11 protein-coding genes and 1 pseudogene are annotated in these 13,988 nt (G+C 72.8%); 8 read left to right on the plus strand and 4 right to left on the minus strand.

Annotated elements, in window-relative coordinates; genetic code table 11:
• The first annotated feature begins 68 nt into the window (after positions 1 to 68).
• Complete coding sequence (locus tag ABZ490_RS14390) at positions 69 to 794, plus strand: ferritin-like domain-containing protein (protein WP_358989065.1); 726 nt, start codon at positions 69 to 71, stop codon at positions 792 to 794.
• A 133-nt stretch (positions 795 to 927) separates the two neighbouring features.
• Positions 928 to 1,014 (plus strand): annotated as a pseudogene (locus tag ABZ490_RS14395) (IS5/IS1182 family transposase); the annotation flags it as partial.
• Positions 1,015 to 1,102: 88 nt separating this feature from the next.
• Here the strand turns inward: ABZ490_RS14395 and ABZ490_RS14400 are convergent.
• On the minus strand, positions 1,103 to 1,888 hold the full coding sequence (locus ABZ490_RS14400; protein WP_358989067.1) for an alpha/beta fold hydrolase: 786 nt from the start codon (positions 1,886 to 1,888) through the stop codon (positions 1,103 to 1,105).
• Positions 1,889 to 1,937: 49 nt separating this feature from the next.
• Here ABZ490_RS14400 and ABZ490_RS14405 point away from each other — a divergent pair, with 49 nt between their 5' ends.
• From ABZ490_RS14405 to ABZ490_RS14415, 3 genes are all read left to right on the plus strand, one after another.
• On the plus strand, positions 1,938 to 2,348 hold the full coding sequence (locus ABZ490_RS14405) for a helix-turn-helix domain-containing protein (RefSeq protein WP_358989069.1): 411 nt from the start codon (positions 1,938 to 1,940) through the stop codon (positions 2,346 to 2,348).
• A gap of 364 nt (positions 2,349 to 2,712) precedes the next feature.
• Entirely contained in the window at positions 2,713 to 3,519 is an 807-nt protein-coding gene (locus tag ABZ490_RS14410) for an alpha/beta hydrolase (protein ID WP_358989071.1), read from the plus strand.
• Between the two features lie 337 nt (positions 3,520 to 3,856).
• Entirely contained in the window at positions 3,857 to 4,375 is a 519-nt protein-coding gene (locus tag ABZ490_RS14415) for a sigma-70 family RNA polymerase sigma factor (protein ID WP_358989073.1), read from the plus strand.
• A 35-nt stretch (positions 4,376 to 4,410) separates the two neighbouring features.
• Here the strand turns inward: ABZ490_RS14415 and ABZ490_RS14420 are convergent, their stop codons facing one another.
• Complete coding sequence (locus ABZ490_RS14420) at positions 4,411 to 5,859, minus strand: hypothetical protein (protein WP_358989075.1); 1,449 nt, start codon at positions 5,857 to 5,859, stop codon at positions 4,411 to 4,413.
• Between the two features lie 267 nt (positions 5,860 to 6,126).
• On the opposite strand from ABZ490_RS14420, the gene ABZ490_RS14425 reads away from it, so the two are divergent.
• The 3 genes from ABZ490_RS14425 (at position 6,127) to ABZ490_RS14435 (ending at position 12,901) form a co-directional block, all read left to right on the plus strand.
• On the plus strand, positions 6,127 to 8,031 hold the full coding sequence (locus ABZ490_RS14425; protein WP_358989077.1) for a putative T7SS-secreted protein: 1,905 nt from the start codon (positions 6,127 to 6,129) through the stop codon (positions 8,029 to 8,031).
• Between the two features lie 77 nt (positions 8,032 to 8,108).
• A complete protein-coding gene (locus tag ABZ490_RS14430) occupies positions 8,109 to 8,402 on the plus strand; it encodes a WXG100 family type VII secretion target (protein ID WP_358989078.1) in 294 nt (97 codons plus the stop codon).
• A 59-nt stretch (positions 8,403 to 8,461) separates the two neighbouring features.
• Entirely contained in the window at positions 8,462 to 12,901 is a 4,440-nt protein-coding gene (locus tag ABZ490_RS14435; protein WP_358989080.1) for an FtsK/SpoIIIE domain-containing protein, read from the plus strand.
• A gap of 96 nt (positions 12,902 to 12,997) precedes the next feature.
• Here the strand turns inward: ABZ490_RS14435 and ABZ490_RS14440 are convergent, their stop codons facing one another.
• Both ABZ490_RS14440 and ABZ490_RS14445 read right to left on the minus strand, forming a co-directional pair.
• Positions 12,998 to 13,612, minus strand: coding sequence for a hypothetical protein (locus ABZ490_RS14440; RefSeq protein ID WP_358989082.1), 615 nt, complete (start codon positions 13,610 to 13,612; stop codon positions 12,998 to 13,000).
• Positions 13,609 to 13,890 (minus strand): hypothetical protein, encoded by a 282-nt coding sequence (locus ABZ490_RS14445; protein ID WP_358989084.1) that lies wholly within the window; start codon positions 13,888 to 13,890, stop codon positions 13,609 to 13,611. The genes ABZ490_RS14440 and ABZ490_RS14445 overlap by 4 nt, the downstream gene beginning before the upstream one ends.
• Positions 13,891 to 13,988: the final 98 nt, after the last annotated feature.

Consider the following 13,988-nt stretch of genomic DNA (forward strand, 5'->3'; position numbering starts at 1 on the left):
TCCCGCCGCGTCCCCACGACCGGAGACCCTGCCCTGTTCGTGCGGGGCGGGGGATGGAAGAGAGCCGTATGAGCGCATCGGGATTCGCCGAATGGGCCCGACTCTTCGAGACCGAACGGGACCGCCGCGCAGCCCGGTCCGACCCGCACTGGGAGGCGGGTGCCTCACTGCCCCCGGCGGTGCGGGTGAGCGTCCAGCGGTTCCAGGCCGGCGAGGACGGCGACAGCTCGGCGCTGTTCGCCAAAGCGGATGCGGCGGGCGATCCGGAGTACTCAACGGCGCTGCGGTTGTTCGTCGCAGAGGAGAAGAACCACGCGAGGCTCCTCGCTCTGCTGCTCAAGGCGGGCGGGGCGACGACGCAGGCCGGGCACTGGAGCGATACGGCCTTCGCGCGCCTGCGCCGCGTGCCGGGGCTACGGACGGAGCTGCTGCTCCTGATGGTCGCGGAGGTGGTTGCCTTGCACTACTACCGGGCGCTGCGTGACGGCACCGACGATCCGCTGACGTCGGAGGTCGCCGACCGCATCCTGGCAGACGAGGAGCGGCACGTCCCGTTCCACTGCGCGCGGCTGCGCGCGTCCGTCGCGGAGCTGCCGCGCGCAGCCCGGCGGCCCCTGCTGGCGGGCTGGCGGGTGATGCTCCTCGGCGCGGTGGTGATCGTGGCCGCCGATCACGGGCGGGCACTGCGCAGGCTCGGGGTCGGGCGAGGACGTTTCGTGGCGGACGTGCTGAGGTCGGGCGGTCCGGTGGTCGCGGCGATCCTCGGGACCGCCGGCTTCGAACGCGTCCTCTGAGCCCAGAGGAACGCTTCCGGCTCTCGCGATGTGTGCACGTAGGGAGCGGCCAGCGCTCGATCAGCCAGTCCGGCGCCGGCTCGCTCGCACACGGCCGCGGCCGTCGCGAAGCGCTCCGCGCCAGGAGCCGTTGACGATCTCCTGGCCGCATGGCCTCCGCCGCCTGCGGATCCGGTGGGAACGACACGACGACATCCACGAGGCCTTCCTCGGACTTGCCGTCCGCGCGATCATCCATCGGCACGTCCCAAGGCTTGGTCAGGGTCAGTCAGGGTGCATGAGACGGAAGGCACGGTCTTCGGTCGTGGTCAGGTGGACTTGCCGCCTACATGATCAACGAGCCCGTGCCTGCAGCCGACCTTCAACAGCAGGTCGGTGAGTGCGTCCGGCTCGGTGACCATGCAGTCATGGCCGCTCCGCAGCTCCCACACCCGCGACGCGGCGCCGCCTGGCCGCACCGCCGGTACCGGGCGGCGCGTGACGTCCTCCGGTGCGCTGCCCACGCAGTGGATGTGTGTCCGGGAGATCGCGTCCATGGCCGGGTTGTCCAGCCGGACCGGCTGGAGGAAGCAGCGCACCGACTCGTCCGACAGCATGGTGCGCAGCCACGCCGTGTCCGCCGGGTCGGTCACCCCGAACAGGCCTATGGGCGCGGGCATTTCCGGCACAGGGGGGATACGCCAGGGGGCGTCGGAGGCAGCGGCCGCGTCGATCAGTCGCTGGGTCTTCTCCGGTATGACGTCCAGTGCGCTCTCACCGTCGGTCGGGACCATCGCGTCGACGTAGACCAGATGCGCGATCCGGTCCGGGACCTCGCCTGCCACGCCGGATATGACCATCCCGGCGTAACTGTGCCCGACCAGGACCACGTCGGTGAGATCCCAGTCACTGAGGAGAGCGACGACGTCGGCGACGTGGGTGTCCAGGCCGACCTCTGGAGTGAGCAGGTGTTCCTTCTCTCCGTGGCCGGTCAGCGAAGGAGCGAACACCTGATGCCCGGCCCGGGCCAGCAAGGGAACCACCCGGTCCCAGACGCGCCCGCTGTGCCAAGCACCATGGACGAGAACATAGGTTTTCGTGTGCGACGTACTCATGTGGAAAGACGCTACCGAGCCGATAGGTACCTCTTGGTAACCTTCGACCATGCACGACTCAGCCGGAAGCGTCTTCCTTGCCGACTGCCCCGCCCGGCTCGCCGTCGACATCATCACCAACAAGTGGGCCGTCGTCGTACTGTTCGCCCTCAGCCGCCGACCCCGTCGGCACGGTGAACTCGTCGACCTTGTCGGTGGCATCTCCCGCAAGGTGCTCACCCAGACACTGCGCAGACTTCAGAGCTACGGCCTGATCGAACGCCGTGCCTATGCCGAGGCACCCCCGCGGGTCGAATACAGCCTCACCGAGCTCGGCCAAACCCTCACCGAACCCATCGCCGCCCTGACCGACTGGGCGAAGACGTACGGCGCCGCCGTCGCCGACTTCCATGAGGCGGCGCAGCAGGACACCACCACATCCGACGCACAGGCGATCAAGAAGCGAACTACCCCATCCTGACGGAGCGTCGACCGAAGGAGTCCGGCGAGGTGGCTCTGCGGCGCTTCATCGTGGCGGCGTCAGTGGTCGTGCTACTGCGGAGGTGGGCTGGGGGCTTCGTTCGTGGTCCAGCACGTCGATCCCCAGGGCTCTGTTCTTGTCGTGGGGCCATCGCACGCGATGGCCCCGATCGTGCCGGCAGTGGTCCGGGCCCGTGTCCGGGTCTCCGCCCGGTTCTGATCCCGTGTGCCCGGCCGGGGGCGGGGAGTCATCTGACGGATTCGGTGAGCGGGGACGGAGGCCGACACTGATCGGGTAGCGGCGTCTGATGTTCACGCGACTTCCCGCTTCCGACTTCCCAGTCCCCACTCCCCAGGAGCAGACCATGTCGACGTCGTTGGTTCCGGTCGTCTTCATCCATGGGCTGTGGTTGCACGCCTCGTCGTGGCAGCCATGGCAGGAGCTGTTCTCGCAGCACGGCTTCGATCCCGTCGCGCCGGGCTGGCCCGGCGAGGGCGCGACGGTGGCCGAGAGCAGAGCCCGGCCGGAGTCGGTGGCAGGCTTCGGTATCGACGACGTCACCGGGCACTACGCCGGCGTGGTACGCGGTCTCGGCCGGCCGCCGCTGCTGGTGGGTCACTCCTTCGGCGGGCTGATCGCGCAGAAGCTGCTCGGCCAGGGACTCGGCCGGGCCGCGGTCGCCATCGATCCGGCCCAGATCAAGGGCGTCAAGGCACTCCCGTTCGCCCAGCTGCGGTCGGGCTTCCCGGTGCTGGGGAGCCCCGCCAACCGGCGCAGAGCGGTGTCGCTGACCGCCGCGCAGTTCCGGTACGGCTTCGGCAACGCGCTGCCGCAGGCCGAGTCCGACGACTTGTTCGAGCGGTACACGATTCCGTCGCCGGGGCGCCCCCTCTTCGAGGCCGCCTTCGCCAACTTCGCCCCACGTTCGCCCGCGAAGGTGGCCACGGACCGCATCGATCGCGGTCCGCTGCTCTTCGTCTCGGGACAGGCCGACCACACCGTCCCGGACGTGGTGACCCGCTCGGCCCACCGCCTGTACCGGGGTTCGTCGGCCGTCACCGAACTCAAGCAGTTCCCGGATCGCGGGCACTCCCTGACCATCGACCAGGGCTGGCGCGCGGTCGCCGAGTACGTCCTCGAATGGGCGACGCGACAGGGGGTACGCGGCTGAGGTCCCGCGGTCCGGGCCGGGCCCCGAGGGGTTGCGGTACGACGAGGCCGGCCGCCACCGGTACGACGGTGGCGGCCGGCCTCTTCTTTCGCCCTCGCCGCTGACGGTGAACGATCTCGCGCACGGCCTCGTGTACCCGGCACCCGGCATACGGGCGTGGCCGGTGTATGGCGGATCCCGGCGCATGAACCTTCTCGGCACTGGTTGGTCATCGGGGTCTTCCTAGGCTCGTAACATCGCACACCGGCGGGGCGATCCCGCAGGTGAGGCGGTGTTCCAGCCCTTTGCCCCGGTCCCCGGACCGTGCGGGCAACCCTTCTCCCCAGGATGCGTCCCCATGACACCCGCTGCCTTGTCGTCCCCTCCCTCGCCCGGCGCCCAGGCTCTGCTGGCCGAGCACCGGCCGGCGTTGCTCGCCTACGCGGAGAAGCTTCTCGGTGATCGCCACAGCGCCGAGGACGTCGTACAGGAAGTCCTCATCCGGGCCTGGCACCACATCGACCGGCTCATGGGCCGGTCCGGGTCCGTCCGCGGCTGGCTGATCACCGTGACCCGGAACCTCATCATCGACCGGCTGCGCAGCGCGACCGCGCGTCATGAACTGATCGGCACCCAGGACGCCGACGTCGCCCAGCGCGACCACGCCGATGCCGTGGTGGCCTCGATCGAGACGACCGCGCTGATGCGGCGGCTGCCCATGGAACACCGGGAGGTGCTGTTCCACACCTACCTGTGCGGCCGTACGGTCCAGGAGACCGCCCGGCTGCTGGGGGTTCCCGCGGGCACCGTGAAGTCCCGTCAGCACTACGCCATCAGCCGGCTCAGACGGCGCTTCCCCGCCGACAGCCTCGGCTAGCCGGGCCGGCGGCGGGGAGGGCGGGGGCTACGGGGTCACGCCGGTGCGGTGACCTTCAGCCCGAGGAGCGGGAGCTCGACCGTGCCCTCGGCCTCGGCGTGCCATCGCCAACGGGCGTCGGGCAGTTCCCCGCAGACCAGCCCCGTCCAGCCGGCGCCTCCCGGGCCGCACAGTTCGAGCAGTTCCGCGGCCTCGCTCCGGGTGGGCGTACCGGCCACCACGACCACCCCGCGCACCGGACGTCGTAGCGCACCCGCACGGACGGTTCCGGTGCCGCGCACGTCGTGGTCGGCGGGAGCGGTCCGGCCGTGTGTCGTCTCCGGTTCGCGCAGCCCGGCGGGCAGGGCGAACCCCGCGCCGCCTTGCGCTCCCTGACGCAGTGTCACCGGAATCTCCGGACGGCTGCGGGCGAGTTCCGCCAGCAGCCCGCCGACGACGGCCCGGCCGACCCCGGCGTCTCCGGTGACACTCAGCACACCGTCGAGGCGGCTGAGATCCACCAGCAGGGGAGCCCCCTGCTCGTCGACACCGACTCTCAGCAGACACGCCGTACCGTCCGGAGAACCCGTGCGGGCCGCCGTGGCCGGGCCGGCGCCACCGCCGAGCCAGTCGCCCGGGCGGCGGCGCCAGCGGGTCGAGTCGATCCGCTGCCAGGACGCGGGGGCCTCGGCCGAGGCTTCCAGCCAGACCGTCGTGCCGTCACCGTCCACCCGTACCGCGTGCACGGCCGTGTCCGGACGGCTCCCCGCGCCGGCGAACTCCGGCAGCACGTCGTAGGCCCGCCGGACCGGGTCGGCGTCGGCGGCGAACATCGCGGAGAGCGCCGTACGACGACGCAGTCGGCGGCGGCGCCGGGCGGGCTCGCCCAGCCCGCGCAGCCGGCGGACGAGCGCCCGCCACGCGCCGCGCACCCGCCTTCTGGCGAGGATGGCGGCGGTGACCAGCGCGAGCAGCACCGCCCCGGCGACCGCCAGGAGCGCCGGCAACGGCACGACGATCGTGGACGACTTCGTGTCGGTGTCGTTCGCCGTCGCGGAGGGAGCGGAGGGAGCGGAGGGAGCGGAGGGAGCGGAGGGAGCGGAGGGTCGGGGACCGGGACCGGTGTCCTGCGCCAACCGCACGTCGGGCCCGGCGGCGTCCTCGGGGAGCCGGAGGATCCAGCCGGCGTGGAGCGGGTCGTCGGGACTGGTGAGCGCTCCTCCGTCGGGCTGGGCCAGACCCCGGTTGAGGTCGAAGATCTCCCCCGCCCGCGCCGTGCTGCCGAGGGTGTCGTCGGCGACCGAAGCCAGGGTGTCGCCGCCCGCGGTCCGCACGACGAACACCTTGACCAGATCCCCGTCGTCGGCGGCGGCACGGCCCGTCGTCCCCGCCGTGGCGACGGTGAGGGCGAGGGCGATCAGCAGCAGCGGCGTGCCGCAGCCGACGAGTGCCCGCCGCACGCCTCGTGGCCGGCGGGATCCGCCGCGGTCCGCCGAGCCCATCATGATCGGTCCATCCGTGTCTCCCGGGATATGTGGCTGCGCGCCGTGCGCCGCTGTCCGCCGGCTGACGGCGCGTGGGCACGGGCGTGTGTCACGGGGTACACGGGACCGGCGCGCGAAAGGTTCGCGTCCGGGGCGGGGCCCGGCCGTACGCCACCGAGGTGCCGCGGCCCCGGAGCCTCGCAGCGCCGTCGCGCCGATTGCCGTGAACTCCGCGAAGGGCTGCTTCGTGTACCTGTCGACCAGCAGCCGATCTCTTCGGGGGACACCGTGGCACGACAGCACGTTTCCGGCTTCGAGGTGCTCGGCATGTCCCAGGACCCGACGCCCGGTGATCCCGAGGAGATAGGCCGTCTGGCCACCCGTTACCGCGAGATCGGTGAGAACGCCGGGGTCGCCGCCCGGCATCTGGAGTCGGGCGGCGATGTGGAGCAGGGCACCGGCGACGCGATGGACGCGCTGCGGGAGAAGCTCAAGGACCTGCCCGGCAAGATGCGCTCGGCCGAGACGTCGTTCCAGGCCGCGGCCGGGGCGTACAAGACCTATGCCACCACGCTGGCGGAGAGCCAGGGGATGGTCGACCGGGCGATGAACGACGCCCAGTCGGTCGCCGGCACCGCCACCCGGACCCTCCCCGAGCTGCCCGCGAACGCCACTCCGGAGCAGCGGGCGACCGCGGCGCAGCAACAGGCGCAGGTGTCCGCCGCGCAGGACCGGCTCAGCACGGCGAAGCGGCTCGCCGAGGACGCCCGTGAGCTGCGGGAAAGGGCTTCGAACAAGGCTCGGGCCACACTGGACGACGCCGCCGCCAAGGCCATTCCGGAACGGGACTTCTTCAAGAAGGTCGCCGACTTCTTCCAGGACGCCCCGTTCTTCCAGATCCTGCTGTCCATCGTCATCGCCGTGACGTCCATCTTCTTTCCCGTCGCCGGATTCCTGCTGGGACTCGCGGCGTTCGTCTTCAACCAGATCGTCGCGGCGAAGACCGGCGCGCTGAAACTCGGCGACCTCCTCATCGGGATCGTCGCCCTGATCCCGGGCGCCGCCGTGTTCAAGGTGGGGGGTGCCGTGGTGACCAGGTTCGCGGCGCCGCTGAGCAAGTCGGTCGGCGGCTTCGTCACCCGGGTCAAGGGCTCCATCACGGGTTTCCGGGACGCCTTCGCCGCGACGCGCGCCGGTGGCGCGCTGCTGGGGAGCACGGCGGCACGGATCGGCGGGGAGGTGGCCGGGAAGTTCGCGGTGGGGGTCGGGACCGAGGCCATCGTCAAGGCCGCCAACCACGACAAGATCACCGCGGGCAACCTCCTGGCCGGTGCCGCGGCGGGCGCGGTGGTCGGCGGCCTCATCCGCAACCGCGGTGTGTTCGGCAACCGGGGGGAGGGGCCGGCCGCCACCCGCCCGGCGACGCCGGAGGTTCCCGCGCCGGCCGCCCCCGCCGCCGGCTCCTCGCTCGGGGAACGCTTCAAGGCCGGGCTCAAGCAGCAGGCCGAGGAACTCGTTCCGGCCGGTGCGGAGTCGGGGGCGAAGGTGGGCGTGGCCGTCTCGGAGGGCACGCCGCTCGGCGAGGCGGTGGCGGGGGAGGCCGCCAACTTCGTCCCGAAGGCGTCCGGACCGGCGGCGCACCGGGGGCTGGAGGCGCGGGCGGACAAGGTCGTGGACCGGATCATTCCGCCCAAGTCCGCGCCGCCCGCGCCGCCGACACCCCCGGCACCGCCCGCCCAGCCGGGCCCGCGGCCCTCGGTGAGCGACGACGCCCCTCCGGCCGACCGACCCACATCACCGGCCCCCGGCGACGGGCCGTCGGCGCCCTCGTCCCCTACCTCCCCTACCTCTCCGACCTCTCCGACCTCCACGGACGGCTTCACCACCGCACCTTCGTCGCCGATCACGGAGACGCCGGGCCGTCCCTTCGACGCCCCCGATACGCCCGACGCCCCCAGCTCCCCCACCAGCCCGACGTCCGACGGCTTCACCACCGCCCCGTCCTCCCCGACCGTCGAAACACCGGGCCCCTCGCTCAACGCACCCCACACACCGCAGGCACCCCAAGCGCCCACCACTCCCGCCACTCCCACCAGCCCGACCACCTCCGACGGCTTCACCACCGCGCCGTCCTCGCCGGTCAACGATCGGCCGGCCGACGCGCCCCGCCCCGCCTCCCCCGGCGCCCCGTAGGCGACCGCCCCAGGCGGGCCAGAGGTTTCCGTCCGTTTCCCGGGCGGATCGTCCATCCACGTACAAGGAGCACACGCATGCCCAACTTCGCCGTCAACTCGGACGAGACCGCCGCCGCCTCGGCCTCCCTGCTCAACGATTTCTCCGCGCTGCAGGACAAGCTCACGGAGGTGCGCGGCCGGATCACCCAGCTGCTGGCCCAGGGCTACAGCACCCCCGCCGCGCAGCAGAAGTTCCAGCCGTTCTTCGACGAGTTCGCCAAGGGCTTCGAGCAGGTCAACCAGGGGCTCCAGGGGATCAGCCAGTACGTCAAGGCCGTCGGTGAGGCCTTCTCCCAGACCGACGAGCAGCTCGGGTCGAACCTGCGCTGACCCCGGCGGCATCCCGCCTCGCCCCTTGCCCCTCACCCCGTGTGGAAGGACAGATCACCGTGCGATTGAACGTCAGCGTCCGTGACCCCCAGGACGAGGGGGTGTCCATCCCGGTCGTCGTCGACACCGAGCCCTCCGCCCGGACGGGCCGGCTCGCGGCGGAACTCGCCCGTGCTGTCGAGCGAGGCGGAACCGGCGGAGGGTGGGGTGCCGACCCCGCCCTCTACCTGGGAGCCGAACCCGTCGACCCGGCCCTGACCCTGCAGGCCTCCGGGATCCGCGACGGCATGGACCTCGGCCTCGGCGTGCCCCTGCCCCGGGAGGCCGAGCCCGAGGGCCTCACGGAACTCCGGCTGGTCTCCGGACCGGGCGCCGGCACGGTCTTCCGGCTGACGCCGGGCGAGTACGACCTCGGCAGCGCGCCGGGCTGTCGTATCCGGCTGGCCCCCTCGGTCCCGGCCTTCGCCGCCCGGCTCCAGGTCAGGGTGGACGGCACCGCGTCCGTGACGGTCATCGAGGCCGCGCGGCTGGACGGCCGTCCGCTGGACGGGGCGGTGGCCTGGCGGGCCGGCAGCCAGCTGGCCGTCGGGGACGTCCTGCTGGAGCTGGCGCCGAGCACGTCGGTCCGGGCGCCGCTCACGCCGTCCGAGGACGGGCTCGGCCTGGAGTTCAACCGGCCGCCGCGCTTCCTGCCCACGCCGGGCGGGGCCCGGTTCCGGCTGCCCGCCCCGCCCGTCAAGCCCGACAAGCGTCCGATCCCGCTGCTGCCGATCCTGCTGCTGCCCGCCGGGAGCGCGGTCGTCGCCATCGTCACCACGGGGCGCTGGACCTTCGTCTTCCTGGCGCTGCTCTCGCCGATCGCCGCCCTGGTCACCCAGTTCGGCGGCCGGAAGCAGGCGATGCTGAAGTACCAGGAGCAGCTGGCGGAGCACCAGGCCACGATGGGCCGGCTGCGGGCGGACATCGACACCGCCGTACGGGAGGAGCAGCACGCGCTCAGGGCGGCGCACCCGGACCCGGCCGCACTGCTCCAGATGGCCTCGCTGCCCTCGGAACGGCTCTGGGAACGGCGCTGGCAGGACTCGGACTTCCTGACGGTCCGGGTGGGTACGGCGGACATCCCCTCCTCCGTGAGCGTGGAGGATCCGACGCTGGACGAACACCGCCGCACGACCGTGCCCGGTCTGCACCAGGTCCCCGTCACCGTGGCCCTGCGGCGTGCCGGGGTGGCGGGTATCGCCGGTCCCGGCTCCCATGGACCGGCCGGCTGGATGGTGGCGCAGGCCGCGAGTCTGCACAGCCCCGCCGATCTGCGGATCGTCGTACTGGCCGGGCCCGACGCCGAACGCGACTGGGCCTGGACGCGCTGGCTGCCGCACTGCCGGCCGCAGGCCGAGGACGCCTATGCGCTGGTGGGGTCCACCAGCGAGTCGCTGGCCCGGCGGATCGGCGAACTCGGCCGGATCGTCGCGGCCCGCCTCGCCGCCGGGCCCGAACAGCAGCGGGGCGGGGTGGCGGGGGTGCCCGACATCCTGGTGATCCTGGATCACGCCCGCCGGGCCCGCTCGCTGCCGGGGGTGGTCGCGCTGCTGCGCGACGGCCCGTCCGTGGGGGTGCACACGATCTGCATGGACCGCGAGGAGCGGCTGCTGCCGGAGGAGTGCGGGGCCGTCGTGGTGCTGCCCGGCGGGACGGACTCCGACCGCGGGCCGCGGCCGTCCGGCGGGAGCGGCGACGGCTCCCGGGTGCGCACCGGCAGCGGCGCCGCGCTGGAGGGCGTACGCACCGATGTGCCCGACCCCGGCTGGTACGACCGGCTGGGCCGGGTGCTCGCGCCGCTGCGCGGGGTGGGAGACTCCGACGAGAGCGTGCTTCCGGGCTCGGTCCGGCTGCTCGACCTGCTGGGCGTGGAACCGCCGACGGCACAGGCCGTGGTCGCCGGATGGGCGCTGTCGGGGCGCGGCACCCGTGCGGTGATCGGGGCCGGGTACGACGGCGCGTTCGCCGTGGACCTGGTGCGCGACGGCCCGCACGGTCTGGTCGCGGGAACCACCGGTTCGGGCAAGTCGGAGCTGCTGCAGACGCTCATCGCCACGCTCGCGGTCGCGAACCGGCCGGACGAGATGACGTTCGTCCTCGTGGACTACAAGGGCGGCAGCGCGTTCGCCGAATGCGCCGAACTGCCGCACACCGTCGGCATGGTGACCGACCTGGACACCCATCTGGTGGAACGGGCGCTGGTCTCGCTGGGCGCGGAGCTGCGCCGCCGGGAGTCGCTCCTCGCGACGGCGGCGGCGAAGGACATCGAGGACTATCTGGACAAGCGGGAGCGCGGCGGGGACGCGGTGCCGCCGCTGCCGCGACTGCTGCTCGTCATCGACGAGTTCGCCTCCATGGTGCGCGAACTTCCCGACTTCATCTCGGGGTTGGTCAATATCGCACAGCGGGGCCGTTCCCTGGGCATCCATCTGATCCTGGCCACGCAGCGGCCCAGCGGTGCCGTCACCGCCGACATCCGGGCCAACACCAATCTGCGGATCGCGCTGCGCACCACCGACACCAATGAGAGCCGGGACATCATCGACGCCCCCGAGGCCGGTGAGATCTCCTCGGCGACGCCCGGGCGTGCCTATGCCCGGCTGGGCCCCTCCGCGCTGCTGCCGTTCCAGTCGGCCCGGGTGGGCGGCCGGCGGCCCTGGACGGCGGAGGTGACGGACACCGAGGTGCCGGTACGGGCGCGCACGGTGAGCTGGCAGGAGCTGGGCGGCCCGGTGCTCCGCGGGCCGGGCCGGGCGGGCGGCGCCACCGAGGAGGTGTCACCCGTCACGGATCTCTCCCTGCTGGCCTCGGCGATCGCCGAGGCGGCCCGGGTCGCGGGGGTGGCGCGGCAGCCCAGCCCCTGGCTGCCCGCGCTGCCGGAGGTCCTGGCCTGGACCCCCGCGCCGCCCCCGAAGCCGATCGCCGACCGCGAGGCGTCGCTGCCCGCGGTGGCCTACGGCGAGGTGGACCTGCCGGCCCGGCAGAGCCGGGTCCCGCTGCTCCTCGACCTCGACCGCGCGGGCCATCTGCATGTCATCGGCTCCGCCCGCAGCGGACGTTCCCAGGCGCTGCGTACGCTGTCGGCGGCGCTGGCCCAGGCGCACGGGGCCGACGACGTGCATCTGTACGGCATCGACTGCGGCAACGGCGCCCTGAACGCGCTGACGGCGCTGCCGCACTGCGGCGCCGTGGTGGACCGGAACCAGACCGAGCGGCTGGGCCGGCTGCTCGACCGGCTCGTCGCCGAACTCACCGCGCGACAGACGCTGCTGGGCACACGCGGCACGGCCGACCTGGCCGAGCTGCGGCGGATGACACCGGCGGCGGAGCGGCTGGCGCACATCGTGGTGCTGGTGGACCGGTTCGAGGTCTTCGAGCGCGAGTTCGCCGCGTTCGACAACGGCAGTTACCTGGAGCGCATGCTCAAGCTCCTCAGGGACGGGGCGGGCGCGGGCCTGCACCTGGTACTTGCGGGTGACCGGGTGCTGGGCAGCGGCCGGTTCGCCGGCACGACCGAGGACAAGCTCGTCCTGCGGCTCAACGACCGCTCGGACTACGGCACGGTCGGCATCCCCTCCCGGTCGGCGCCGACGGATCCGGTACCGGGCCGGGCGCTGCGCGCGCAGGATCTGAGCGAGGCGCAGATCGCCGTGCTCTCGACGGATCTGGCCGGCACCGCACAGGCCCAGGTGCTCATGGAACTGGGCGCCGCTCTGACCGAGCGGGAGGCGGAGGTGCCCGAGGCACGGCGACCGCTGCGGCTGGACGTGCTGCCCGACCGCATCCCGTACGCCGACGCTCTGGCCCTGCACACCGCCGGAGGCCCGCTGCGCCCGCTCGTCGCGGTCGGCGGGGACCGGCTCACCTCCCTCGGCCCCGACCTGGCCGACGTGCCCACGTTCGCCATCGCCGGGCCGCCGCGCACCGGGCGCAGTACGGCGCTGCTGAGCGCGGCGCTCTCCGTCCTGGCGGCGGGCGCCGGCGTCATCGCCCTGGCCCCGCGCAGATCGCCGTTGCGCGGGCTCGCCGGGCGGCCGGGCGTGGTCGCGGTCCTCACCGAGGCGGATGTGTCGACCGCGGTGTTCCGCGAGGCGCTCGGCAACGTCCCCCAGGAGACGGCGGTGATCCTGGTGGACGACGCCGAACTGTTCATGGGCGCCGAGATCGACCCCGACCTGGCACTGCTGGCGCGCGGCGGGGCCGGGACGGGCTGGGGGCTGGTGGTGGCGGGCAACGCCGAGTCGCTGTCGCTGAGTCTCGCCGGGTGGGTGGGGCAGGTGAAGCGGAACCGGTCGGGGATGCTGCTCTCGCCGCAGAGCCTGAGCGACGGCGAGGTCGTGGGCGTACGTCTGACCCGCGGGCTCATCGGGGGTGCGCCGCAGGCGGGACGCGGACTGCTCCATCTCGGGGACGGCGGGCTGACCGCGGTGCAGGTTCCGGACGCGCGTCCGGAGGAGTGAGGCGCGGGACGGGGGAGGGCAGGGCGCGGGACGGGAGGTGGCGCAGGGGGCGCGGGCCGATGGGTCCGCGCCCCCTGCGCTACGGCGGTGCCGTCCTCACTGCGCCGTCTCCACAGGCGAGCTCAGATAGCGGAACGTATGGGTGATGGCGTCGAAGAGGTCGTACACGTCCGTCTCCAGCGGCAGGTTGGGGCTGGAACACGCCACCAGCAGATAGCTCCTCGGCTCGCCGGGAACCGGGATCACCGTGTTCATGGTGAGGACGCTCATCGTGACGTCGGCGGTGAGGGAGACCTCCTCCACTCCGGTCACCCGGGCCGCCGTCCCCACCTCGGGGATCTCGACCGAGGTGACGAGACGGTTCGACGGGGTCCGCCCCTTGCGGGCCGGCCTGCCCAACAAGGCCGACAGGGTGGCCAGGTCCAGCTCCTGGCCCTCGGGGGCGCGTACGGCGAAGACCATGACGTTGGCCATGAAGACGCCCTCGTCGAAGAGGGTGACCGTGCCCGCGGCGTAGAGCGCGCCGTGCCGCCGTGCGGCGTGCGTCAGCTCACGGCCCTGCCGGAACATGTCGTTGATCTCCGCCCGCTGCCGGGGGTCGTCCGTCAGCGCCAGCGCGGCGGCCCGCGTCGCGGCCAGGGAGTCCCCGCTGAGGTCGGCCTCCGACCAGGACTCGGGCACCCGCAGGACGAAGCGGTCGGGGGCGCTCAACTGGGCTTCCCGAGGTTGGCGGCGGCGTTGTTGTCCGTCTCGGTGAACTGCTCCACGATCTTCGCCACCGCGTCCCGGATGCCCTTGGCCTCCCGCTGGATCTGGAAGCGGCCGTCGCTCCACCGGTTCTCGAAGGTGCGCGCCGCGTCGACGAGCGGGTAGCCCAGCGCCCGGTCGAAGTCGATGTGGACTTCGCCGATGTCGATATGGTCTATGACGAAGCTCAGGGACGCGCTGACCTCGTCCAGTGCCGTCTTGGGTATCGAAATATTGGCCATCACAATCCTGCCGCTGATCGGGTCGGGTGTCGGATGCGCACACCGGATGCCGGGTGCGCTGCCTCGCCGGGAACACGATGTGGAACCCCGGATCGTTC

Source organism: Streptomyces sp. NPDC005811, from assembly GCF_040630405.1.
Classification (GTDB): Bacteria; Actinomycetota; Actinomycetes; order Streptomycetales; family Streptomycetaceae; genus Streptomyces.

Excerpts from the sequence above, each read along its gene's own strand:
- ABZ490_RS14390 (WP_358989065.1), top strand. The coding sequence starts at position 69 with ATGAGCGCATCGGGATTCGCCGAATGGGCCCGACTCTTCGAGACCGAA.
- ABZ490_RS14400 (WP_358989067.1), bottom strand. The coding sequence starts at position 1,888 with ATGAGTACGTCGCACACGAAAACCTATGTTCTCGTCCATGGTGCTTGG.
- ABZ490_RS14405 (WP_358989069.1), top strand. The coding sequence starts at position 1,938 with ATGCACGACTCAGCCGGAAGCGTCTTCCTTGCCGACTGCCCCGCCCGG.
- ABZ490_RS14410 (WP_358989071.1), top strand. The coding sequence starts at position 2,713 with ATGTCGACGTCGTTGGTTCCGGTCGTCTTCATCCATGGGCTGTGGTTG.
- ABZ490_RS14415 (WP_358989073.1), top strand. The coding sequence starts at position 3,857 with ATGACACCCGCTGCCTTGTCGTCCCCTCCCTCGCCCGGCGCCCAGGCT.
- ABZ490_RS14420 (WP_358989075.1), bottom strand. The coding sequence starts at position 5,859 with ATGATGGGCTCGGCGGACCGCGGCGGATCCCGCCGGCCACGAGGCGTG.
- ABZ490_RS14430 (WP_358989078.1), top strand. The coding sequence starts at position 8,109 with ATGCCCAACTTCGCCGTCAACTCGGACGAGACCGCCGCCGCCTCGGCC.
- ABZ490_RS14445 (WP_358989084.1), bottom strand. The coding sequence starts at position 13,890 with ATGGCCAATATTTCGATACCCAAGACGGCACTGGACGAGGTCAGCGCG.